The sequence below is a fragment of the Oceanicaulis sp. genome (assembly GCF_051859625.1).
In the GTDB taxonomy this organism is placed as follows: Bacteria; Pseudomonadota; Alphaproteobacteria; order Caulobacterales; family Maricaulaceae; genus Oceanicaulis.
On the sequence record NZ_JBHYFH010000003.1, the window covers coordinates 380,262 to 400,700 of the forward strand.

A 20,439-nucleotide genomic window follows, 5' to 3' on the forward strand; every position below is an offset into this window, starting at 1 on the left:
GTTTTGCGCTCACGCGCGCTCCGATACTGACAAGGACAGACAGCGCAAGCACCGGGCCAAGTGCGATCAGCCGGGCAAGCTCGGCAAATCCGTCATCCAAGAGCAGGGAGAATCTGCCGACCGGCGCCGATTTCAAACCCTAACAACAGGTTTATTCGTTGATATATTTGGATTTTTCAGGACGGCGAAAGTGGCACGCCCCTTGAAAGACCTCATGACGCCAAATCGGGCAAAAGGCTCGACACCTCAGACGCAGCAAAACGCGGCGCATCAGCTTGATGATTGCGGAGCCTTACGCTCATGCCGCTCGACCGCTTGCCTCCGGCCCCGGCGCCGACCGCCCCGTCCACCCAACGCGCCTCCCGCGCGTCGGAGACGGGCGGACAGGCGTTCGCCCTGCCTGAATCCCAGGATCGCAAGCCGACATCCGCACCGGCCTCGTCAGACCGGGCCGAACGCAACGCCGCCGCCGCGCGCGACAAGGCGCAGGCCGATCAGGCGCGGACCGAAAAATCCCAGGCCGAAAAGTCTCAGCGTGACGCCGCCAATGAGGCGCGGGACGCCCAGGCCGAGATGACGACCGACGCCCAGCAAACAACTCAAGGCGAGACCGCCGCCAATGTGGTCAGCCTCAATGAAATGCCTGAGGTCAACGCCTCGACTCCTCAAGACGGCGAGGGGTCCGAAACGGGTGTGACGGCGCAGGCGGGCGCGGCTGAAGGTTCCGAGGATGCGCCCGATGCGGCGATCAAACCCGGCGCCGACGCCAAGTCTTCCCCGGCTGACGCCGCACAATCGGGCAAGCCGGCGCAAGCTGACCCCGCCGCCGCGACGGCTGCGGCGGGCGCCGCGCCTGCCGGAAGCACTGATGACGGCGCCGAAACGCCGCGCCCGGACCCGGCCAAACCTGTTTCAGGCGATAAAGCCCAGCCGACCGGCGCCGCTTCCGGGCCTGACGCCGCGACGCCGTCCGGCAAAAGCGCTCAACCTGTTGATGGCCGCGCCACCCCCACTGGCGCGGCGGACGTGGCCGATGACGCCAGCGCACAGGCCAAGGACGCCGCCGCCTCTGACTCTGCGAGCGTGACCGACGCCGAAGCCGAAGGCGACGCAGACACTGCGGCGCAGCCCCGCACAGCCGACACGGCGAAGTCTGAGACACGCTCTGACGCCGCCGCGTCCAAGGACTCAGGCCCGGCCGCAGCGGCGCAGACTGACGCCTCCGCCAAAAGCCAGAACGACAAAGCCCAGCAGAGCGCCGCCGCTCCGGCGCCTGACGCCGTGAAAGCTGACGCCGCCAAGCCTGCGCCATCGACCGCCGCCCAGTCTGACGCGGCGGCCCAGACTCAGGGGCAATCCCAGGCCCAGGCTCAGGCCCAGGCTCAAGCTCAGGCTCAGGCCGCCCAGCAAGACGACGCTGCGCAGACGCACCGCGCGGACTCAGACCGCGCCCCCGGCGCCCAGAATAAAGCGCGCCAGTCTGACACCAGCGCGTCGTCAGCGGCCAAGTCATCCGCCAACACCGCCCAGAGCAGCGCCGCAGCCAGCGCCGGAGCGTCCGGCGCCGAGCCGGCCGCATCCGCCGCCAAGCCTGCTGGAACGCCCGCACCCGCGGCGACCGCCTATACAGACCCGCTGACCTTCCTGCTTCAGGATACGGCGTTGTCCAGCGAGACGCCCGTGGACACCAATACGGACACGGTCGATCCCGATCTCGACATGGGCATGGCCCGTCAGGATGCGCGCACCGAGGCGCAGCGTCCGGGACAGGCCCAGGCGCATACCGCCGCCCGTTTCGCGCCCACCACCACCCATACGCTGGCCGCCCAGATCGCGCGCAAGTTCAATGACGGCGCGCGGGTGTTCGACATTCGTTTGGACCCGCCCGAACTGGGCCGCGTCGAGGTGCGTCTGGAGCTGGGCCCCAACAACAAGGTCTCAGCCGTGCTGAGCGCGGAACGCGCTGACACCCTGTCAGAACTGCAACGCTCGGCCCGCGACCTTGAAAAAGCGCTGACCGACGCCGGTCTGGAGCTGGGCGAGGACGGCTTGTCCTTCTCGCTGAGCGAGGATGGCGGCGCCTTCACCAATTTCGACGATGACGCTGGCGCGTCCGCCAACGATTTCGCCGCCCGCAACCGGTTCACCGCGGAGGTCGAAGCCGACCTGCCCGGAGCCCCCTTGGCTGACGCGCTCTACGGCTTCGCCGTCAGCCAGCGCGCCGGCGTCAACCTGATCGCCTGAGAAGAAGAGCGAGTTCATGACAGAAGTATCTGCCGCCCAAAACACGCAACAGCAAAGCCAGACCAAACTGGCCACCGCTGATCTGGCGAACAATTTTGACACCTTCCTGACGCTGTTGACCGAACAGCTGAAGAACCAGGATCCGCTGGACCCGCTCAAATCCGAGCAATTCGTCCAGCAGCTGGTCCAGTTCTCCTCAGTGGAGCAACAGATCGCCTCCAATGAATCGCTGGAAGCCCTGCTGGCGCTGCAACAGACCGACGCCCAGCTTACCGCGCTTCAGTTCATCGGCAAGGACGCCACCGTCAACACCACCTTCACCTTGCTGGAGAATGGCGAGGCGAAATGGGAATACGGCCTGCCGCAGGAAGCGCAGAGCGTTGAGCTGCTCATCACCGATGAAAACGGCAAGCAGGTCCGTCGTCTGGATGGCGATACGTCTGAAGGCGTTCATGACGTGGTCTGGGACGGTAAGGATGAAGCTGGCAACACCCTGCCTGATGGCGTCTACCGACTGGAAGTGGTCGCCAAGGACGCTGACGACGTCATCCTGGATTACGCCGTGCGCGTCACCCATCGGGTGACCGGCGTTGAGATGAGCGGCGGCCAGGCGCAAGTCAGCTTCGCCAATGGCGGACTGGTGCTGCCGGCCAGCCTGGTGACCAGCGTCCGGGAATCGCAGGGCCAGACCCCGCCGCCGAACAACACAGACACTGGCGATGAGACCGAAGACGAGTCTCAGGCCGCAGCCTAACCCCGTATGGGGAAACCCGGAGCCCGAACCGCTCCGCAACAAAATCGAGGCTCCCGACCAGAAGGACCGGGAGCCCGGGCACAAACGATGGGAAGCACGATATGAGTATCAACTCGGCCATGGCCGCCGGCGCGTCCGGACTGATCGCCAACTCTTCGGCGTTGGCGGCGATTTCGGACAATATCGCGAACGTGAACACGATCGGCTACAAGCGCGTCGATACGATCTTCACGCCGAACTACAAAATCGGCGGCGGCGGCGCGAGCCGCTACGCCTCTTCGGGCGTGAGCTCGAACTCGCGCCTGGACGTGAACTCGTCGGGCCTTCTGACGCCGGGCGTGTCGGCCACTGACATGGCCATCGACGGCGACGGCTTTTTCGTCGTGCGTCCGACCCCGAACAATTCCGGCACCGGTTCTGACGCGGTGCTGTTCACCCGCTCTGGCGGCTTCCAGACGGATTCCGCGGGCTATCTGCGCAATGATGCGGGCCAGTATCTGTACGCCTGGCCGGTTCAGGCGGACGGCTCTGTGAACCAGAACCCGTCCAATCTCGACCAGCTTGAAGCGGTGAACCTGTCCAATATCGGCGGCACCGCCAACGCCACCTCCAATGTCCGCATCAACGCCAACCTGCAGGCCAGCACCACGCCCTCCGCGGCGGCGGCGACGTATGCGGCCGGCACTTCAGCGAACAATATGGCGTCAGGCAATGTGACGCCGGACTTTGAACGCACCATCCAGATCTACGACACCCAGGGCGGCGTGCGCTCGATCACCATGTCCTTCCTCAAGCACGCCACCAACGCCAACCAATGGCATGTGGAAATGCATGTGCAGCCGGCGTCGGACGTGACCACGGGCGCCCCTCTGGTGGACGGGCAGATCGCCACGGGCATCGTGGCGTTCGACACCAATGGTGAAATCCTCTCCACCGCCCCCACCACCCTGCCGACCTCGATCGCTTTTGAAAGCTCGGACACGGCGGGCGCCGTCGGCGCCGGCGCCGTGCGCTGGGCGGCCTCCACCGGCGTCGGTGCGCAAACCCTGGCGCTCGATCTGGGCACGGCGGGCGCGCCGGGCGGCATCACCCAGTTCAACTCGCCCTCAAACCTTGATTCCACCGTGGTGGACGGCGCGATCTTCGGCGCCTTCGCCGGCGTGGAAGTGAGCGAGGACGGCTTCCTGTCGGCCCGCTTCACCAACGGCGTGGTCCGCAAGGTCTACCAGATGCCGGTCGCCACCGTGTTCAACGCCAACGGCCTGGCGTCAGTCGGCGGCGCGAGCTTCCAGATCACCGAAGACTCCGGCGCCTTCACCCTGAACGCCCCCGGATCGGGCGCGTCAGGCACCATCGCCGCGCAGACGGTGGAGAACTCCAACGTGGATATCGCCACCGAATTCGCCAACCTCATCATCACCCAGCGGGCCTATTCAGCCAGCTCCCGGATCATCACCACGGCGGACGAAATGCTCGCCGAAGCGATCCAGATGAAGCGTTAAACCACCGCCGTCCCACCGGCCGACTGACACCCCGGCGCTTCGGCGCTGGGGTGAATTTTTTCTAAACATTTGATTTACCGTACTTTTACCTTGAGCTTTAGGCTCACCTTAAGAGGCCATCCCGTATAACCCTCCTCACTAAGGGCGCGCGTAAGACGTGCTTTCTAACAAGGATGGGTCGGATGGAACGTCGAGCGAAGAAGGAAAACTATGTCATCGGTCCCGATGGCAGCCCGCTAACCGTGGCCGATTTGCCGAGCCCGGACACCAAGCGGTGGGTTATTCGCCGGAAGGCGGAAGTGGTCGCAGCGGTTCGCGGCGGACTTCTGAGCCTGGATGAAGCCTGTGACAGATACCGGCTGACCGTGGAGGAGTTTCTCTCCTGGCAGCGCTCAATTGACCGGCATGGACTGGCCGGTTTGCGCACCACGCGCATACAGCATTACCGCCAGTAGGCGGTACGCCCCCCTCTCTTTTTCTGGCCGAAATCCAGCGCGGCGAGCCTCTGCTCGCCGCGCTGATCGTGTTTTTTGATTCAACGCGTTAACACCCCGTTTACGCGGATAGTGGGAAAAACTTGCCTAGCCGCTTCAGGGAGCGGCGTTTTCTGATTCGGAAAATGAGCAAGGGCGGCCCGGCGTGAACGCGTTACTGGAACAGCTTTCCCGATTCGGTGTTGGCCGATTGATCGCCATGTTCGGCCTCACGGCCGGCGCGGCGGCGGCTCTGGTGTTTTTCACCATGAGCATGAACTCCAATGGCCAGGCGCTGTTGTTCTCGGGGCTGGCGCCGTCGGACGCCGCCGCCGTCAGCGAGCGCCTGGACCAGGCCGGCATTTCCTATGAACTGCAAGAGGGCGGCTCGGCGGTCTATGTCAGCACCAGCCAGGTCGACGAAGCGCGCATGCGCGTCGCCTCCGGCGGCGCGCTGAGCTTTGGCTCGGTTGGCTATGAGATCTTTGACGAGACCGACGCGCTGGGCACCACCAGCTTTGTGCAGAACGTCAACGCCAAGCGTGCGCTGGAAGGCGAGCTGGCGCGCTCCATCAACACGCTGAACTCCGTCACCGGAACCCGCGTCCATCTGGTGCTGCCCGAACGCCGCCTGTTCTCACGCGACGAGCAGCAACCTTCCGCATCGGTCGTGGTCTCCGTGCGCGGGGAGATGTCAGGCACACAAATCGCCACCATCCGCAATCTGGTCGCCACCGCCGTGCCGGGCCTTCAGGTCAACCGCATCACCCTGGCCGACGATCAGGGCAGGCTTCTGGCCGCCCCCAGCGACGCCGACGGCGACATGATCGGCGCCATGCTCGATGATCGCCAGACCGCCATCGAGCGCGACCTGCAACAGAAAATCCGCGATCTGGTCGAAGGCGTCGTCGGATCGGGCGGCGTGCGCGTGGCCGTGACCGCCGAGCTGAACCGTCAGAGCCAGACCCGCACCCGGCTGGAATACGATCCCAACGGCCAGGTGGAGGTCAGCCGCCGCGCCGAAGAACAGAGCCGGTCAGAACCCGTCACCTCCGGCGGCGTTTCGGTCAGCGAGAACACCCCGGACGCCGAAGCGGGCGCAGACGGGGAAACGCCCCTGATGGCCAACAGCCAAAGCTCGATCACCGAACGCAATTATCAGAACACCCAGGAAGAAACCGTCTCCATCATTCAGGCGGGCGATCTGCAGCGTCTGGCGGTCTCGGTGGTCGTGGACGAAGTCGCCACTGTGGGCGAAGACGGAACCCTGACCTTTGAGCCGCGCAGCGAAGCCGAGCTGACCCAGATCCGAAACCTGGTCGCCGCCGCCGTGGGCTTCCCCACTGACACCACGCTGACGGATGGCGAGCAAATCCTGCAGGTCACCTCCATGCGCTTTAACCGCCCCGACCTGTCACTGGGCACGCCCGCCCCTGAAGGCTTCAGCCTGGGCAGCCTGGACTTCATGCGCATCGCCGAGATCGTCGTGCTGTTCATCACCGCCTTGCTGGTGATCTTGCTGGTGGCGCGTCCGCTGGTGCAGGGCGCGATCGGCAATGTCTCTGGCGGCCGGACCGCGGCGCTCGCAGGCCCTGGCGCAATGCCGGAAAACGTCCAGGCGCTGCTGGGCAATTCCGAAGGCGGGATGATGCTGCCCGAAGAGCCGAGCGCGGATGACCATATCGATGTCGCCCAGATCGAAGGTCAGGTGAAAAAGTCCTCGGTGCGCAAAGTGGCCGCCCTCGTGGAGCAGCACCCTGACGAATCCATGAGCATCCTGCGCACCTGGATGCACGAGGGGGAGTGATCTGATGTCTGACGCTCCAGCCCCCCGCGGTCGAAAGGTCGACGACCCCAAGGATATGACCGGCGCCGAGAAGGCCGCCGTGATCCTGCTCGCGCTGGGCGATGAACAGCGCCAGCTCTGGGAGATGATGGATGACGAGGAAATCCGCGTCGTCTCCCAGGCCATGGTCAATCTGGGCAATGTGACTTCCAGCGCCGTTGAAAAACTGATCATGGAGTTTGTCGGCTCCATGTCCTCGACCGGCTCGATCACAGGCTCGGTGGATCAGGCGCAGCGCCTGCTGTCCTCCTTCCTGCCCGAGGACAAGGTCGACCAGATCATGGAAGAGCTGCGCGGTCCCGCCGGCCGGACCATGTGGGACAAGCTCGCCAATGTGAACGAGGTGGTGCTGGCGAACTATCTCAAGAACGAATACCCGCAGACGGTCTCGGTGGTGCTCTCCAAGGTGCGCCCCGACCACGCCTCGCGCGTGCTGGCCGCCCTGCCCGAGGACTTCGCCATGGAAGTGGTGACCCGGATGCTGCGCATGGAACCGGTCCAGCGCGAGATCGTGGAGAAGATCGAGGAGACGCTGCGCTCTGAATTCATGAGCAATCTGGCGCGCACCTCCAAACAGGACAGCCATGAGCTGATGGCGGACATCTTCAACAATTTCGACCGCCAGACCGAGAACCGCTTCCTGGCCTCGCTGGAAGAGCGTAATCGCGATTCCGCCGAGAAGATCCGCTCGCTCATGTTCGTCTTTGAAGACCTGGGCAAGCTCGATCCTCAAGGGGTGCAGACGCTGCTGCGCGGCGTGCCGAAAGATCAGCTGGGTCTGGCGCTCAAGGGCGCGTCGGACACCCTGCGCGACCTGTTCTTCTCCAACATGTCCGAGCGGGCGGCGAAAATCCTGCGCGAGGACATGGCCTCCATGGGTCCTGTGCGCCTCAAGGACGTGGATACCGCGCAACAGACCATGGTCAACCAGGCCAAAGACCTCGCCGCCAAGGGCGAAATCCTGCTGTCAGAAGGCGGCGGCGAAGATGAACTCATTTACTAGGGAGGCCGAAGCTTCGTGACTGACGGCTTCAGAAAATTCGACTTTGACCGGGAGTTCGCTCCGGACGGCCGCATTCTGCGAGAAGGCGACACGTTCAAGCGCGTCTATACCGAAGAGGAAATGCAGATGGTGGCCGAACAGGCCGCCGAAGCCGCCCGTCAGGTCGCCGAGATCGAAGCCCAGGAAGCCGCCGCCGAGGCCGCCGGCCAGGTCGTTCACCAGGTCACGGCGCTTCTGGGACGCATGCAGGCGGAATCCGAAGCCATGCGGGAAGACGCCGGGCGTCTGGCGCTGGCGGCGGCGCGCGTCATCGCCGGCGCGGCGCTTGAGCACTATGGCGAAGACACGCTGAAAGCCTGCATCACCGAAGCCCTGTCCGATCTGCGCGGAGAACCGCGCATCGCCGTCCGGGTCAACCCGTCCATGTCGGACGCGCTGGCCGAAGTGATGGAAGGCGAAGCCGCCCAGCGCGGCATGGAAGGCGCGCTGATCGTGCGCGCCGACGCCGAGGTCGCGCGCACAGACTGCGTGCTGGAATGGCGCTCAGGCGCCATTGAACGCACCACCCAAGACATTGAAGCCCGCATCGAGCAGGCCGTGAAGAACTGGCTCGCCCAGCCTCTGGACGCCGATGCGGACGCCACCCCCGATCAGGCCGCCCTGGGCGGTCAAGCCCAGGCCTGAAGGAGCTAAGCCATGAGTGACGACGATCTGAACCTTCCCGATCTGTCTGACGAGCCGGCCGGCGTGAATCCCGACCCCACGCCCATGGGTGAACCCACTGCGGGCGCCGCCCAGTCGCTGATCGACGAGGAAGTGCGCACGGCGGTGGACCTGGCGCCGGTCTTTGACGTGCCGGTGAACATCTCCGCGGTGCTGGGCAAGGCGCAGGTGGATGTGAACTCGCTGCTGCGCCTGACCTCGGGCTCTGTGCTGGAGCTGGACCGCAAGGTCGGCGAAGCCATCGACATCTATGTGAACTCTCGCCTGGTGGCGCGCGGCGAGGTCGTCGTCGTGGACGACCGGCTGGGCGTGACCATGACTGAAATCATCAAGGACGGGGACACCGGCTGACCCCGGCCGCCCATAGGAAAGGAAACGAACGATGCGCGTTCTGATCGTTGGAAGCCTGGGCGGCCAGTTGTCCGCCGCCACGAAAATCGCCATGGACCGCGGCGCCAAGGTCGCCCATGTGGACACTATCGAGCAGGCCACCGGCTATCTGCGCGCCGGCAAGGGCGCCGATATCCTGATGGTCGACGTCAATCTGGATGTGGGCAGCCTCATCGCCGCCAACGAGGCCGAGCGCATCATCGTTCCGGTCATCGCATGCGGCGTGAATGTGCGCCCTGAAGCGGCCGCCGGCGCCATCAAGGCCGGGGCCAAGGAATTCATCCACCTGCCGCCCGATCCCGAGCTGATCGCCGCGGTGCTGGAAGCGGTGTCAGACGACGACCGCACCCTGATCGCCCGTGACCCGCTGATGCTGGACGTGGTGCGTCTGGCCGATCAGATCGGCCCGTCGGACGCCTCGGTTCTGATCACCGGCGAAAGCGGCGTGGGTAAAGAGGTCATGGCCCGCTATGTCCACAAGAAGTCCAAGCGCGCATCCAAGGCCTTCGTCTCGGTGAACTGCGCCGCGATCCCTGAAAACCTTCTGGAATCCGAACTCTTCGGCCACGAAAAAGGCGCCTTCACCGGCGCCCTGGCCCGCCGGATCGGTAAGTTTGAAGAGGCCGACGGCGGCACGCTGCTGCTCGACGAGATCAGCGAAATGGATGTGCGCCTGCAGGCCAAGCTGCTGCGCGCCTTGCAGGAGCGCGAGATCGACCGGGTGGGCGGCTCAAAGCCCGTGAAGGTCAATATCCGGGTTCTGGCCACCTCCAACCGCGATCTGCGCGAAGCGGTGCGCGACGGCAGCTTCCGCGAAGACCTGTTGTTCCGCCTGAACGTGGTGAACCTCGCCATTCCGCCGCTGCGCGACCGTCCTGAAGACACGCTGGCGCTGGCCGATCACTTCTTGAAGAAATACGCCAAGGCCAATGGCGTCGATTATCGCCCGCTGTCGGATGCCGCGAAGACCCAGGTCGTCGCCCGCGCCTGGAAAGGCAATGTGCGAGAGCTGGAAAACGCCATGCACCGCGCCGTGCTGCTGGCCAGCGGCCCGCAAATCGAGCCAGAAGCCATCCGCCTGCCCGACGGTTCGCCCCTGCCCGCCAGCGCGGGCGGATCATCCGTCGCGCGCCAGGCGGCGCAAGCGGCTGACGAGGCGATCAATCTGGTCGGCAAGACCGTGGCGGAAGTGGAGAAGGATCTCATTCTCGACACGCTCGATCATTGTCTGGGCAACCGCACCCACGCCGCGAACATTCTGGGGATTTCGATCCGCACGCTGCGCAACAAGCTCAAGCTCTATGGCGAACAGGGCGAGGATATCCCCGCGCCCGGCGAATCCCGGTTCGCGGGATGACGCCCGCCCGGGCTCTCGCCCGCTCATCAGCGCGCACGGACGACGTGCGACGCTCTTTTGAGCGGCCGAGAATCCGGGCAATCAGAACCCTGACGAACGCAGAATCGCGTTTCGTGCCAAACCTGCCAGAACGGGCCTGATCCATGGCTGACGCCAACGCCTCCTCCCAAAGCGGTTTCGACTTCGGCCAGCTCGCCAAACGGCTGGCGCGGGGCGACATCGCCATGGGCCTGGGGGTTCTGGGCCTTCTGGTCATGCTGATCCTGCCTTTGCCCAAGGCTCTGCTGGACGTGATGCTGGCGGTGTCGGTGAGCTTTTCCGTGCTCATCCTGATGACCGCGCTCTTCATCAAATCCCCTTTGGAGTTCACCGCCTTTCCCGCAATCCTGCTGGTGGCGACCATGCTGCGGCTGGGGCTGAACGTGGCCTCCACCCGCCTGATCCTGTCTGAAGGGCAGAACGGCACCGGGGCGGCGGGCGACATTATCGAGGCCTTCGGCGGCTTTGTGATGCAGGGCAATTTCGTCATCGGCATCATCGTCTTCATCATCCTGGTGATCGTGAACTTCGTCGTCATCACCAAGGGTTCGGGCCGGATCGCGGAAGTCGCCGCCCGCTTCACCCTGGACGCCATGCCCGGCAAACAGATGGCCATTGACGCCGACCTGTCCTCGGGCCTGATCAATGAAGACGAGGCGCGCAAGCGCCGTAAGGAACTTGAAGAACAATCCAACTTCTTCGGGGCCATGGACGGCGCCAGCAAATTCGTGCGCGGCGACGCCATGGCCGGCATCCTGATCACCTCGATCAACCTGATCGGCGGCATGATCATCGGCGTCGCCCAGTCGGGCATGGATTTCGGCTCCGCGGCGAGCACGTTCTCCTCGCTGACCATCGGCGACGGTCTGGTCTCCCAGATCCCGGCGCTGATCGTGTCGCTGGCCGCCGGTCTTCTGGTGTCCAAGGCCGGTGTGGACGGCGCAGCGGAAGAGGCCGTATTCGGCCAGCTGTCGGCCAATCCCGCCGCCATGGGCATGGTGTCGGGCACCTCGCTCGCCATCGGCCTGCTGCCCGGCATGCCGCTTATTCCCTTCGCGCTGATGGCGGCGGGGTCGGGCGCGCTGGCCTGGCAAAGCGCGCAGAAACGCGACAAGGCGGTGGTCAATGAAGCCGCAGAAGCGGTCGCCCAGGAAGCCGCCGCCGCGCCCGATCCGCAAGACGCGCCGATCGAGGATACGCTGCATATCGACGAACTTAAGATCGAGCTGGGCTATGCCCTGCTGCCGCTGATCAATGATGTGGAAGGCCGCCGCCTGACCGATCAGATCAAGGCGCTGCGCCGCAATCTGGCCCAGGACAGCGGCTTCGTGCTGCCCAGCGTGCGCATTGTCGACAACATGCAGATGCCGGGCGAACAATACGTTCTGCGCGTCAAGGAGATGGAGGCCGGGGTCGGCGAGCTGAAGATCAACCAGATCCTCGCCATGAACCCGTCCGGCGCCCAGGTCGATCTGCCCGGCACCCACGTCAAAGAACCCGCCTTCGGCCTGCCCGCCACCTGGATCGACGAAGCCAATCGTGAGGAAGCCACGTTCCGCGGCTATACGCTGGTGGATCCCGCCGCCGTTCTGGTCACCCATCTGACCGAGATTCTGCGCGACAACATGTCAGAGCTGTTGAGCTATGCAGAGACAGAAAACCTGCTCGACGCCCTGTCGCCCCAGCACAAGAAGCTGCTGGACGAAGTCACGCCCGGCCAGGTCACCCGCGCGGGCATTCAGCGCGTTTTGCAAAACCTCCTGAAAGAGCGGGTCTCGATCCGCGATCTCGCCGCCATCGTCGAAGGCGTGGCCGAAGCGTCGGGCGCGACCAACAATCTCGACGCCATCACCGAGCATGTGCGCAGCCGCCTGGCGCGCCAGATCTGCTACGCCAATCGCGGCCCGGACGGCAATCTGCCGGTCCTCTCGCTAAGCCCGCAATGGGAGCAGGCCTTCGCCGAGGCGCTGATCGGGGATGGTGAGCGCCGCCAGCTGGCGCTCGCGCCCAGCAAGCTGCGTGAGTTCGTCGAAGTGGTGCGCGCCGCCTTTGACCGGGCCGGCATGAGCGGCGACGTGCCTGTAATGCTGACCAGCCCCCATGTGCGCCCCTATGTGCGTTCGCTGACCGAACGCTTCCGCCCGCAAACCGTGGTGATGAGCCAGAATGAAATTCACCCCAGCGCCCGGCTCAAGACCGTCGGCCAGATCTAGTCGCTGACTAAAGGAGAAATGGCGCGATGCGCCTGCGCACCTTCACAGGACAGACCCTGAGCACCGTCATGGAGCAAGTGCGCCATGAGCTGGGCCCGGACGCGGTGATCATTTCCACCGCAGACGCCCCTGAGGGCGGGGTGGAAGTGCGCGCGGCCGCCGAGCGCGGCGCGGTTCACGCCAAGGGCGAGACGCCGGACACCGCCTTGGCGCGCCGTGATCAGGCGCGCACCAAGGCGCGGGGCGAAGCTGATGAAGGCCTGACGAAAATCGCCCGCGCCCTGGGCTGGCACCTGCCGCCCGAGCGCGCCTCCGAAGCGCTGATGGACAGCGCCATGGCGCTTGAAGACGGAGAGGCCACCGCCACCCTCGCCCGGGCGCTCGATCAACGCTATGGCGTGCATCCGCTAGAGCCTGATCCAGGCCGCCCTGTCTTGCTGGCCGGACCGCCGGGCTCGGGAAAATCCTCCGCCCTCGCCAAGCTCGCCGCGCGCGCCGTCACCCAGGGCCATGCGCCCATGCTGATCAGCGCGGACAGCCGCGCCGGCTCCGCCGAACAGATGACCGCCTATGCCGACGCGCTCGATCTGCCGTTTGAAGGCGTGACCGGACCGCGTGAATTACGGTCCTTGCTGGAATCAAGCCGCGCCGGCCCCGTGCTGATCGATGTCGCGGGTCTGAACCCGTTTGACCTTGATCAGCTTGATGATCTGGCGGCGCTCGCGGACGCCGCGGACGGTGAGATCGTCGCCGTGCTGGATGCGGGCATGACGCCGGGCGACGCCGAAGACGCCGCCGCCCTGTTCAGCTCGATCGGCGCCGGCCGGGTGATCGCCACCAAGCTCGACATTGCGCGCCGACTGGGCGCATTGCTGGCGTTTGGAGAGGCGGGGCTGGCCTACGCCCAGATATCCGCCTCGCCCTATATCGGCGACGGCCTGGCGCCGGCGACCGCGCTGCGCCTGTCCAGATTGCTACTGGAAGACCCCGGAGAGGAGCTCCCGGCATGACCAATTTCGCCGCAGACGCCAGTCTGGCGCTGAGCGCGCCGCGACAGGCCGGACCGCTTCTGGCCATCGCATCCGGCAAAGGAGGCGTGGGCAAGACCACGCTCGCCATCGCCATGGCCCACGCCTTCGCCCGCCGCGGCCAGCGCAGCCTGCTGGTGGACGCCGATCTGGGCATGGCCAATGTGGACGTGCAATTGGGCGTCAGCGCCGCCAGCGATCTGGCCTCCGTCGTCGCCGGTGATCTGAGCCTGGCGGAAGCGGTGAATTGTGTGGGCGAAGGCAGTTTTGACCTGATCGCCGGTCCGTCCGGCTCTGCGGCGCTTGCCGGGCTCGACCTTGAAAACGTCAATCGGCTGGCGGCGGGAGTGACAGCGGCCTCCATGGCCTATGACCGCACCTTGATTGACCTCGCCGCAGGCGCGGAGCGCTCCACCATCCGTCTCGCCGCCGCGGCCGACGACGTGCTCATCGTCATCAATGACGAACCCACCTCGCTCACTGACGCCTATGCGTTCGTGAAAACCCTGCGCATGCGCGATGAAGGCGCCTGTCCGTTCGTGGTGGTCAACAACGCCCCCGATCCCGCCGCCGCCCATAACGCCTATCTGGGCTTCGCCAAGACCTGTGAGAGCTTTCTGGGCTTCCGGCCGCCGCTGGCGGGCATTGTCCGCCGCGATCCGCATGTGCCCCAGGCGATTCGCGCCCAGGTGATGCTGGAATCGCGCTATCCGGCGTCGGACGCCGCGTCTGACATCGCCAAGCTCGTCCGGGCGCTGGAGCATGGCGTCGCCGTCAAGTAAGCTGTCTGCGCCCTGGGGGGCGAAACACAATACAAACGCCTCGATCAGAGGCTGGCGAAGGGGGAGCGCATGGCGGGCAATGACGCCTGGAGCCTGTTATGGGCGGGTTTCACATTTTTCGATCTGTCCTTCATCCTCATGGCGGGGATTGTGGCGGCGCTGGCCATGCGACGCTGGAGACAGCTGACCGGCGCGGCCCTGATCGCCTATGCGGTGGACGTGTTGTTGCGCTTCTCGCTGGAGTTCATGAGCGCGGGCGACATGCCGGCCAATTTCGCGCTGGACCTCGCCTTCGCCCGCATGGACATGCACGCCCTGTCCGCCGCGCTACGGCCGTTTTTGTATTTCGGGGCCATCGCCATCCTGTTCGGCGTCAAGAAGCGCTATGGCGGCTAGAGCCGCCGCACGCCTGCATCCAATACCGACCATAGCGTCATCTTATCCATACGCACTGCGCCGCTGGGGCGCAGGCCCCGTATGGAGCGCACCTGAATGCTCATCTCTCTTCTGACCCTCGCCCTGACGCTCCCGCTCGAGCCTGACGTCGCCCTGGGCGCCTCCGAACAGGTCAACGCCCCCGCTCTCTCAAGGATTTGCGAGAGCCAGACCCGGCGTACGCTCGACCCGGCGCAACTGCCGCTGGCGCAATCAAGCCATGTGCAGATCGACTGCCAGGGATATGCGTTTCTCGGAGCGCCGCGCCTGGCCGAGTTCGTCTTCGCCGACGGGTCGCTGACCCATGTGTGGATACTGGTCGAGGCGACAGAGCTGGACGCATTGGAAACGCAGTTTGATGCGGCTTACGGCCCGGCCGATGCGCGCGCGGAAGGCTTCAGCGCCTGGTATGAGGCCCGCGCCGCAGTGCGCAAGGACGTCCCTGAAGCGCTCTATTACAGCACACAGGCCGCGCCGCTGTTTGAAGCCTGGTTCAGCGGTCAGGGCGGCTAAACCCTCCCCTCCATCAACAAAAAGGGCGCGTCCGGTCGGACGCGCCCTTTTCAATGATGCTTGATGCGAAGTCGCTTACAGCTCTTCGCCGCCTTCAGGCTGCGGCTCGGCGGGCGCGTCGACTTCAAGGTCGACATCGTCCATCTCCTCGATCGAGGCTTCCGCCTCATCCAGGGTTTCGACGATCTCAGCGTCAGCCGCCGCTTCGCCTTCAGCCATGTCGCCTTCCTGCTCAGGAACCGCAAGCGGCTCGGGGAAAGGCATATCCGAGCTGCCCTGCTCGTGCATGTAGGCGATCAGGTTGATGCGGTCTTCCTGGTCACGCAGACCGGCGAAGCTCATCGCCGTGCCCGGGATGTAGCGACGCGGGCTTTCCAGGAAGTTGTAGAGGTTCTCGTAATGCCAGTCGGCGGTCGTCTCGCCATACTCTTCCATCGCGCCGGAATAGTTGAAGCCGTCGACCGCAGCGACTGCGCGGCCCAGAACGCCCCACAGGTGCGGGCCGGTGCCGTCCGCCATGCCGGAGTCGAAAGAGTGACAGCTGGCGCAGCGGCGCGCCACGCGTTCACCGGCGGAGATGTCCGCGCTGGCGAGCAGAACGCCGAAATCAACCGGACCTTCCACTTCTTCCTCTGCGGACCCGCTGGCGCCCTCGAGGGCGGCGAGATCCACCGGATAGCCGAATTGCTCGGGCTGTTCAGCATGGAACAGGCTGTCGCCCAGCGTCGTCAGCCCCAGAATGACCAGGGCGACCGCCAGGAGAGCGGCAGCCAGTTTATTGAAGAAAAGAGAGCCCATGAGCGTCCTCACCGATCCCTATTGAGACAAATGGAGTGTGCGCGGTGTTTGGCATGCTCCGTCGAAAGAGGCAACCAGTTCACACCGCTTCGAAAGGTATTGCCCAGCTCATTTTGACAAGCGCGACAGGGCGTCGCACTTCTCAGACCGAGTCGGCCGACAGCCATCTTTCTATCAGCATGCGCGCAATTGAGAAGTGCCGGGGCATCATTCGGCTCACTTCGGTGTTGAAAAGCGCGCGCACCTCGTCGCGGGTGAACCAGCGCGCATCCTCCAGATCATCATCAGGCACAAGGGTTCCCGGCTCCGCCTCCGCCATCAGGCCGATCATGAGCTGGGACGGGAACGGCCAGGGCTGGCTCGCCACATACTCCACAGAGGTCACCTTCAGATGGACCTCCTCGGCGACTTCGCGCACGCAGGCCGCTTCAACGGTTTCACCGGGCTCCATGAACCCCGCGAGCGTGGAATACATGCCTTCAGGCCAGTTCGGCTGCCGGCCCAGCACGCATTGATCGCCCGCATGCACGAGCATGATCACGCTGGGATTGACCCGCGGGAAGTGCTCGGTCCCGCAGCTGGGGCAGACCCGTTTGGACCCCGCATCCGCCACAGTCGTGCTCGCGCCGCAATTGGAACAGAACAAATGCTCGCGATGCCACATCAGAAGCGAGCGCGCGCGTCCCAGAACGCTGGCGAGTTCCGGCGTCGCCTCGGCGGCGCTGTGGCGAAAATCGGGCCCTTTGTCCGCCACGCCAGGCTCCAGCGCCCCGGCGAACCAGGGCTGGCCGTCCAGCACGCCGATGAAGATCAGGCCCGGCGCCTTCATGGGCAGACGCGCGGCGTATTTCGCCCGCATGATCAGCGGTCCGCCCTGATCATTCAGCGCCAGATCGCCGCCGGCGAACAAAACAGCCTGCGCCTTGCGGTCGGCAAGCTGGCTTTCGATCCAGTCCGGTTTGGACCGGAGCAATCCCGCGTGATCAAGCGCGGCGTCCGTGAAGGTCAGTGTCATGACACGCTTCTAGCGCGCATCGCCGCGGGAACGCCAGCCCGAAACAGAGCCTCGGACCCCTCGCTTTTCTGTGAAAACGTGTTGATCGCTCACGGGGTTTCGCACGACCGCAGCCTCGCTTACCTGCCCATCGTCACACCGACCAGCGCCGCACATCGCGACGCTGTCCCCCCGATGGAGCATCCCATGACCGAGTTTAACCTGTACGACGAAACCAACGCCCCCGAAGCCGCCCGCCCGGTTCTGAGCACCGCCAAAGGCGCCTTCGGCTTCGTGCCGAACCTTCTTGGCACGCTGGCGGAAAGCCCCGCCGCCGCCGAAGCCTATCTCACCCTCGCGGGCATTGTGGACAAGACCAGCCTGACCCCGGCCGAGCGCCAGATCGTGCTTCTGGCCGTGTCCTATGAGAACACCTGCCATTACTGCATGGCGGCTCACTCCACGCTGGCCGGCGGCGCTGGCGTCGATGCGGCGACCCTGGACGCCCTGCGCTCTGGCGCGGCCCTGCCGGATGCGCGTCTGGACGCGCTGGCGCGCTTCGCCCGCACCATGGTGCAAGAACGCGGCTACGCCAGCGAAGCCGACATCAAGGCGTTCCTGGACGCTGGCTTCACCAAGGCGAACATTTTCGACGTGATCACCGCCACCGCGCTGAAGACCATCTCCAACTACGCCAACCACATCGCCGAGACCCCGGTTGATGACGCGTTCAAGCCGCAAACCTGGACCAAGTCGGCCGCCGCCTAAGCCTTGCCGAAGCGTTAACGCGAGTTCGCCGTGACGGAATTCCGACGGGGTTTCGTCACGGCCTCGCCATGCTTCGCCACCGCTTGGCCATAGTGCGTCGCCTAAGTGCAACACTGCGTATTTTCACGCATTTTCAGCATCAGCTCGCGTCTTGTAAGACCTGGTTCCGAAGCGCAGCTATAGGCGCGGGCTGGGCTACGAACCGCGATCAAAAGCGTCACAGAAAGACAAAAACCATGCAAAAGACGATCCTCCTCTCCACCGCCGCCGCCCTGCTGATCGCTGGCGGCGCTTCCGCTCAAGACTCCAAATGGCATCTGGGCGCCGGCTACACCTATTTTGACGCCTCCGATGTTGAGCTCGACGTGATCAATGTGCGCGGCGGCTACGACATCACCGAATATTTCGGCGTTGAAGGTGAACTGCTGGTCGGCCTCGAAGACGAAGACGTCACCATCGGCGGCGTGCCCGGCGATATCGGCCTTGATTATGGCCTCGGCATCTTCGCCAAGGCGCAATACCCGCTGGCCGAGCAAGTCTCTGTCTATGGCCGCCTGGGCTACGCCTATCACGAGCTGGACGCCTCCATCGCCAGCGCCCAGTTTGAAGACAGCTCTGACGCGTTCGCGTTCGGCGGCGGTCTGGAATGGACAGTCTCCGGCCCGAACGCCGTGCGTCTGGACTACACCCGCTATGAGTATGACGGCGACGGCGACGCCGACGCGTTCTCCATCGGCTATGTGCGCCGCTTCTAAGCGATCCGCACGGTCGACACATGAACGGGCGCGGCCAGCTGGCCGCGCCCGTTTTGTATTTTGCGCCTAATGCGCGTCAAACCAGACCGCGCTCAGGCGCTGTTGCGTCGCGCTGGCCGCCGGCATGGCGGGCGCGGTCATCGTGCTGATGGCCAGGGGGCGCGACACCGCGCTTGAACAGGAGTTTGAGATCCAGAACGCTCAGAACGGCGACATCGAGTCCATTCCCCAAAGCGAGGCGCCCTGAACTGCGACAGGATCGCCGCGGCCCATTTCAGGGCTGGACAAGTCCGGCGCCACTCTTAAGAATGAGAATGGTTCGCAAATAGGAGAGTCGCCATGACCAGCGCCGTTCTGGAGTTTTCAAACGCCCACCGGATCCCGACCGCACCCTCCGTCACCGATTGGCTCGACAGTCAGGCGCGCGTCGTCGATATCTGGATTGACCGGCTGGTGGCGCAAGGCGGCGATGTCGGCTTGATCGCGGTTCTCGATCAGCACGCCGCTTTCCTGCGCGAAGCGCTGGAGCGCAGCTCAGACCGTGTCTAGGCGGCCGAGCTGATCAGGTCCGCGTAGAAATCATTGTCATAGTCCGCTTGCGCGGCCAGACCTTCGCGTCCGCTGAGTTTCACAGCGTCGCGGAAGGCGGAATAGACTAGACGGTCGGACAGGCTCATCTCACGCTCGGCCTCGCCTTGCGCACGGATCCGGGCCCAGCGCCAGATCGCCAGTTTCATGGCGATGCTGTCCCAATCACTGGCCTTTTGCGCACTGACAGCCGGCATGAGGTGCGCCAGATCAGGGTTTTCGCCCTCCGATTTCATCTGCTTGAGTTGTTCAAAGACAAATTGGATGAACTCGTGATCGTTCACACACACACTCCGATACAGGTTGAACGGCGTTCAATCGCCGGATGCGCGGGTATAGTCATATCTGACTGGAGGTCACGTCGCGTAATTCAGGGACCAATAGGGGCGTGACAGCCCTATTCGATACACATTCTCGCCTTATTGGCGCGAAGGCGTCTCAGCGCGACAACTTAAAGCGTTATCAAACCTGTCCTTAGCGCTTTAAGCACAGCTGCGATCCGGTTTGAAGCCCCCAGCTTCGTGAAGGCGCGCCGCATGACCGTATCAATAGTGTGAGGCGAGATTCCCAGAATATCCGCGATCACCGCATTGCTTTTGCCGCGCGCCAGCCAGTGCAGCACCTCCACTTCGCGCTCGGACAGATTGGGCGGCGTCAGCGCCTTGCGCTTCTGCAGCTTGAGCGTATGCACATACAGCTCATTGCAGGCATGTTGGAGGCATCGGCAATCCATCTCTGACAATTCAAAGGGTCCGCTGAAGCGGCCGCACGCCACATAGGCGGCGAGACCGGCGGGACCGAAAATGGGCGAGGTCAGCCCGTCCACAAACCCGCTCTCACGCAACAAGTCAAAAATGCGCTGGCTATACCGGGTGATCGGCGTGGTCTGTTCAACCTCGAACCAGAATTGAGGGTGCAGCGCCATCGCCGCCCGGCTGGTCACCGGATCATGCTCGAACAGACGCTCGCTGAGATAAGCGTCCTTCATCAGATCAGGAAAAGTGTTGTACTCAAATTGGTTGTCGGCGTCGGACGCCTCAAACGGGCTGGGCAGAATCTGATAGCCGATCGCTTCAACCCCGAGCGTTTCGGCATATTGCTCAAACAGGCGGCACAACGCGTCGACGCTTGTCGCGTCAGCGCTTAGCGCCATGAAATCAAGCAGCGTTTCCGCCATCATCAAACCCCGTTCCCGGGGTCATGATGATATGCCGCACGCGCAGATGGCAAGGGC

At 64.4% G+C, this 20,439-nt stretch carries 22 protein-coding genes; 18 read left to right on the forward strand and 4 right to left on the reverse strand.

The annotated features are described in order from the left end of the window. Positions 1-300 precede the first annotated feature (300 nt). From ACTIGF_RS15065 to ACTIGF_RS15130, 14 genes are all read left to right on the forward strand, one after another. Entirely contained in the window at positions 301-2,244 is a 1,944-nt protein-coding gene (locus ACTIGF_RS15065; RefSeq protein ID WP_439637649.1) for a flagellar hook-length control protein FliK, read from the forward strand. Positions 2,245-2,260: 16 nt separating this feature from the next. Next, entirely contained in the window at positions 2,261-2,998 is a 738-nt protein-coding gene (locus ACTIGF_RS15070) for a flagellar hook assembly protein FlgD (RefSeq protein WP_439637650.1), read from the forward strand. Positions 2,999-3,099: 101 nt separating this feature from the next. Then, positions 3,100-4,500, forward strand: a complete 1,401-nt coding sequence (locus tag ACTIGF_RS15075) for a flagellar hook protein FlgE (RefSeq protein WP_439637651.1) — start codon at positions 3,100-3,102, stop codon at positions 4,498-4,500. A gap of 182 nt (positions 4,501-4,682) precedes the next feature. Continuing rightward, positions 4,683-4,955: a CtrA inhibitor SciP gene (sciP, locus tag ACTIGF_RS15080; RefSeq protein ID WP_022701524.1), complete on the forward strand. Its 273-nt coding sequence runs from the start codon at positions 4,683-4,685 to the stop codon at positions 4,953-4,955. Between the two features lie 184 nt (positions 4,956-5,139). Further along, a complete protein-coding gene (gene fliF / locus ACTIGF_RS15085) occupies positions 5,140-6,780 on the forward strand; it encodes a flagellar basal-body MS-ring/collar protein FliF (RefSeq protein WP_439637652.1) in 1,641 nt (546 codons plus the stop codon). Positions 6,781-6,835: 55 nt separating this feature from the next. Beyond that, positions 6,836-7,822, forward strand: a complete 987-nt coding sequence (gene fliG / locus ACTIGF_RS15090; RefSeq protein ID WP_439637734.1) for a flagellar motor switch protein FliG — start codon at positions 6,836-6,838, stop codon at positions 7,820-7,822. Between the two features lie 15 nt (positions 7,823-7,837). Then, positions 7,838-8,506 (forward strand): hypothetical protein, encoded by a 669-nt coding sequence (locus tag ACTIGF_RS15095; protein ID WP_439637653.1) that lies wholly within the window; start codon positions 7,838-7,840, stop codon positions 8,504-8,506. Between the two features lie 84 nt (positions 8,507-8,590). Continuing rightward, positions 8,591-8,896 carry a flagellar motor switch protein FliN gene (gene fliN / locus ACTIGF_RS15100; protein WP_040705591.1) on the forward strand — a complete coding sequence of 102 codons (306 nt, stop codon included), beginning with the start codon at positions 8,591-8,593 and terminating at the stop codon, positions 8,894-8,896. Between the two features lie 31 nt (positions 8,897-8,927). Next, positions 8,928-10,292: a sigma-54-dependent transcriptional regulator FlbD gene (gene flbD / locus ACTIGF_RS15105; protein ID WP_439637654.1), complete on the forward strand. Its 1,365-nt coding sequence runs from the start codon at positions 8,928-8,930 to the stop codon at positions 10,290-10,292. 143 nt (positions 10,293-10,435) lie between these two features. Continuing rightward, the gene (flhA, locus tag ACTIGF_RS15110; RefSeq protein ID WP_022701518.1) at positions 10,436-12,544 is read left to right on the forward strand and encodes a flagellar biosynthesis protein FlhA; all 2,109 of its coding nucleotides are present in this window, start codon (positions 10,436-10,438) and stop codon (positions 12,542-12,544) included. 26 nt (positions 12,545-12,570) lie between these two features. After that, positions 12,571-13,554, forward strand: coding sequence for a flagellar biosynthesis-like protein (FlhF) (locus ACTIGF_RS15115; RefSeq protein WP_439637655.1), 984 nt, complete (start codon positions 12,571-12,573; stop codon positions 13,552-13,554). Continuing rightward, positions 13,551-14,354 (forward strand): nucleotide-binding protein, encoded by an 804-nt coding sequence (locus ACTIGF_RS15120; RefSeq protein ID WP_439637656.1) that lies wholly within the window; start codon positions 13,551-13,553, stop codon positions 14,352-14,354. The genes ACTIGF_RS15115 and ACTIGF_RS15120 overlap by 4 nt, the downstream gene beginning before the upstream one ends. 69 nt (positions 14,355-14,423) lie before the next feature. Continuing rightward, positions 14,424-14,750 carry a hypothetical protein gene (locus ACTIGF_RS15125; RefSeq protein WP_022701515.1) on the forward strand — a complete coding sequence of 109 codons (327 nt, stop codon included), beginning with the start codon at positions 14,424-14,426 and terminating at the stop codon, positions 14,748-14,750. A gap of 96 nt (positions 14,751-14,846) precedes the next feature. Continuing rightward, positions 14,847-15,302: a hypothetical protein gene (locus ACTIGF_RS15130; protein WP_439637657.1), complete on the forward strand. Its 456-nt coding sequence runs from the start codon at positions 14,847-14,849 to the stop codon at positions 15,300-15,302. A gap of 75 nt (positions 15,303-15,377) precedes the next feature. Here ACTIGF_RS15130 and ACTIGF_RS15135 read toward each other — a convergent pair whose 3' ends face one another. Together ACTIGF_RS15135 and nudC are read right to left on the reverse strand one after the other, a co-directional pair. Continuing rightward, entirely contained in the window at positions 15,378-16,100 is a 723-nt protein-coding gene (locus ACTIGF_RS15135) for a c-type cytochrome (protein WP_439637658.1), read from the reverse strand. Between the two features lie 142 nt (positions 16,101-16,242). Continuing rightward, positions 16,243-17,115, reverse strand: coding sequence for an NAD(+) diphosphatase (nudC, locus tag ACTIGF_RS15140; RefSeq protein ID WP_439637659.1), 873 nt, complete (start codon positions 17,113-17,115; stop codon positions 16,243-16,245). Positions 17,116-17,301: 186 nt separating this feature from the next. Between nudC and ACTIGF_RS15145 the strand changes: the two genes are divergently transcribed. The 4 genes from ACTIGF_RS15145 (at position 17,302) to ACTIGF_RS15160 (ending at position 19,166) form a co-directional block, all read left to right on the forward strand. Then, positions 17,302-17,862, forward strand: a complete 561-nt coding sequence (locus ACTIGF_RS15145; RefSeq protein WP_439637660.1) for a carboxymuconolactone decarboxylase family protein — start codon at positions 17,302-17,304, stop codon at positions 17,860-17,862. 236 nt (positions 17,863-18,098) lie between these two features. Next, positions 18,099-18,617 carry a porin family protein gene (locus ACTIGF_RS15150; protein WP_439637661.1) on the forward strand — a complete coding sequence of 173 codons (519 nt, stop codon included), beginning with the start codon at positions 18,099-18,101 and terminating at the stop codon, positions 18,615-18,617. A 124-nt stretch (positions 18,618-18,741) separates the two neighbouring features. Next, complete coding sequence (locus ACTIGF_RS15155) at positions 18,742-18,864, forward strand: hypothetical protein (protein ID WP_439637662.1); 123 nt, start codon at positions 18,742-18,744, stop codon at positions 18,862-18,864. A 92-nt stretch (positions 18,865-18,956) separates the two neighbouring features. After that, complete coding sequence (locus ACTIGF_RS15160; RefSeq protein ID WP_439637663.1) at positions 18,957-19,166, forward strand: hypothetical protein; 210 nt, start codon at positions 18,957-18,959, stop codon at positions 19,164-19,166. Here the strand turns inward: ACTIGF_RS15160 and ACTIGF_RS15165 are convergent. Together ACTIGF_RS15165 and ACTIGF_RS15170 are read right to left on the reverse strand one after the other, a co-directional pair. Further along, on the reverse strand, positions 19,163-19,489 hold the full coding sequence (locus ACTIGF_RS15165) for a hypothetical protein (RefSeq protein WP_439637664.1): 327 nt from the start codon (positions 19,487-19,489) through the stop codon (positions 19,163-19,165). The genes ACTIGF_RS15160 and ACTIGF_RS15165 overlap by 4 nt on opposite strands. Positions 19,490-19,656: 167 nt before the next feature. Next, the gene (locus ACTIGF_RS15170) at positions 19,657-20,385 is read right to left on the reverse strand and encodes a helix-turn-helix transcriptional regulator (RefSeq protein WP_439637665.1); all 729 of its coding nucleotides are present in this window, start codon (positions 20,383-20,385) and stop codon (positions 19,657-19,659) included. Positions 20,386-20,439: the final 54 nt, after the last annotated feature.